This is a genomic window from Argonema antarcticum A004/B2, assembly GCF_023333585.1.
Lineage (GTDB): Bacteria > Cyanobacteriota > Cyanobacteriia > Cyanobacteriales > Aerosakkonemataceae > Argonema > Argonema antarcticum.
The window spans coordinates 1-2,692 of record NZ_JAIQZN010000209.1 but is presented as its reverse complement, the minus strand read 5'-3'; the positions used below and the strand labels follow the sequence as shown (position 1 = coordinate 2,692).

Sequence of the window (2,692 nt, the reverse complement as noted above, 5' to 3'; positions counted from 1 at the left end):
GACCTTATTATCAACGAGGTCGCCGAGCCGAAACCCTTATCCAATCTACCTTTGAGCTATAGTTGTCTCCCCCCCAGAGATTTGGGTTAATCTGTAAGTAATTTGAACCAAGCTGCATAAGTGCGCTCGCTTCAAAACTATTATCATTCAAATAGCCAGATATAAAAGAGGTAAAATATGGAGATACAGCTTATCCCTCTGCGTGCAGCCATTTGTTCCGAACGTTCAACGACTCTAGATGTTTTAGTCAGAATTACGCCGCCTGACCCACAAAAACAAATCGAGCGACCCCTGCTTAATCTAGGTTTAGTAATCGATCGCTCTGGTTCTATGGGCGGACAAAAAATTGAATACGCACGTCTTGCCGCTAGTTACGCAGTCGAACAGTTGTTACCAACCGATCGCGTTAGTATTACGATTTATGACGATCGGGTTGAAACCCTTATCCCTAGCACCCTCGCCACCCATAAATCCCACCTTCTGCGCCAAATTCAAACAATACATCCTCGTAACAGTACCGCACTGCACGCCGGATGGGTGCAAGGAGGAATTCAAGTCAGCCAACACCTCAAGCCAGAACATTTAAATCGAGTCATTTTATTATCAGATGGACTAGCCAATGTAGGTGAAACCAATCCAGATGTAATTGCCTCTGATGTCAACCGTTTAACCAAACAAGGTGTCAGTACCAGCACAATGGGAATTGGCGATGATTACAACGAAGACTTACTAGAAGCAATGGCGCGGAGTGGCGATGGCAATTATTATTACATCCAATCTCCTGAACAATTGCCAAGTATCTTTCAACAAGAATTACTTGGCTTAATGGCAACAGTTGGCACCAATGTCACCTTGGGAATTGAGCCGCAAGGTGAAGTAGAAATGGTTGAAGTAATCAATCAATTAGAAGTCGATCAAAATGGTCGGTTTCGCTTACCTAATTTAATCATTGGTAATCCAATTGATATAGTCGTGCGGCTGAAAGTACCAGCCATGACACAGGAAGTAGATTTATGTTATTTCCGCTTCAGTTGGAACGACCCCGAACAACCACAGGCGCAAAAAATCCGCGTTGGATTGCGCTTACCCGTTGTCACTGCTGCACAATTAGAGGAATTTACGTTCAATTCTGAAGTACGACAGCAAGCGATTTTAATGATGACAGCACGCGCCAAAAAAGAAGCCGTTAAACTGGTAGATGGAGGAGATTACGATTGCGCTACTCAAGTATTGCAGCAAACAAAACAGCAGTTATTAAACAATCCCGATCTTCCCATGAGTGCGCCAGAAGCGGAAGCAATCGCCGACTTAGAAGCACAACTCAAACAGCGAGAATACAGTAAATATCGCAAAATGTCCACTCATCAAAGCTATAGTCGTGGTGGTCAACGCAGTAGCGGTCATGTCAGCCTTTTATACGGCTATCGCAAAGGCCCTGTCTTGGGCAATATTACTGAAGATTTAGGAGTCGATGCGATCGTTAACTCCTGCGATCGCTACCTATCCAATTCCGGTGCCATATCCAGTGCGATTCACCTAGCTGCTGGGCCAGAACTTTTGGCAGAATGTCGCCGTTTAGGTGATTGTGAGGAAGGCGATGCCAAAATTACTCCGGGCTATAATTTGCCAACGCCGTGGGTAATTCATACAGTTTGTCCCCCTTGGCGCGGTGGCTCTCATGGAGAGGAACAGGTCTTAGCACAATGTTACCGTCGTTGTTTGGAATTAGCTTTACAGCATTCGCTGCGGAGTATTGCTTTTCCAGCTATTGGGACGGGAGCAATGGGTTTTCCAGCCCAGCTTGCGGCTGCAATTGCTTTTGCCCAAACCAGTCGCTTTCTTTTAAGATCTAGCGCGATCGGGACGATTGTTTTTGTTTGTTTTGAGCCAGAAATTCATCGTTGCTTTCAAAATGAATTCTTGAAAATTTCTGGCTGGTAATAGACGATCGCAGTGCCAGCCGCAGGGCTAGGTGCTGATGTGGGTGCTGGCCTAGCCGCTGGCGGTTGAGTGTTTCGCCGTCCCGATCGAAAATCCCAAGCCGCTACCGGGTTGGGTTGGCTCCAAAAAGCCAATCTGTTTTGTCTAGCTCCGGCTTCTGCCTGTTGGTACTGACCACGACTGGCATTGCACCCGCTGAAGTATTGGGGATAAATAATCGCATAACCCCAAGGCTGCTGGGCAATTTCGGACGCTCGAGTAGATAGCAGTTGAGGGGGCGACAAGCGCCCCCGACGCCGCCTTCTTACTCAACACCATCAGGCGGCAGAATCCAAAATCCAAAGTCACGCTGCGGGACATCGAGGCGATTGTGGCGGCTATGGGGGATTAATTTTGAGAAACCCATTCTCGCGAAGAGAGAATCTTTCATTCTTAAGACATACTAAATTTCATTCTTGAGATATATTTTGGTTTTAACTGTATTAATACCCGTTTCTATGTCTAAGGATATAAGTTTATTTAATTAAAATATATTAAACTCGAATATCAATCCAAATAGAAACTTATGGCAACTGAGCAAGAACTTCAATCTCTTTTTGATATCTTAGATCTCGATCAAGACGGCAAAGTCTCCATTCATGAGCTTTTTTTGAGCCCTGGTTTAAGTGCGGTCATCTCGGCTGAAACAGGTATCAGTAGTCCCCAGCAATTGCTAGCTATGTATGGAGATGGAAACGGTAGTATCAGCTTT

3 protein-coding genes are annotated in these 2,692 nt (G+C 45.4%); 2 read left to right on the top strand and 1 reads right to left on the bottom strand.

Annotated elements, in window-relative coordinates; genetic code table 11:
• Positions 1–177: 177 nt before the first annotated feature.
• Positions 178–1,941, top strand: a complete 1,764-nt coding sequence (locus LAY57_RS35295; protein WP_249072114.1) for a macro domain-containing protein — start codon at positions 178–180, stop codon at positions 1,939–1,941.
• Here LAY57_RS35295 and LAY57_RS35290 read toward each other — a convergent pair.
• A complete protein-coding gene (locus LAY57_RS35290) occupies positions 1,908–2,225 on the bottom strand; it encodes a hypothetical protein (RefSeq protein WP_249072112.1) in 318 nt (105 codons plus the stop codon). The two genes, LAY57_RS35295 and LAY57_RS35290, sit on opposite strands and share 34 nt — an antisense overlap.
• A gap of 281 nt (positions 2,226–2,506) precedes the next feature.
• Between LAY57_RS35290 and LAY57_RS35285 the strand changes: the two genes are divergently transcribed.
• Positions 2,507–2,692 (top strand): EF-hand domain-containing protein (locus LAY57_RS35285; RefSeq protein WP_249072110.1); only part of this gene is annotated, 186 nt, incomplete at its 3' end.

Coding starts and splice junctions, on each gene's coding strand:
- LAY57_RS35295 (WP_249072114.1), top strand. CDS start 178: ATGGAGATACAGCTTATCCCTCTGCGTGCAGCCATTTGTTCCGAACGT.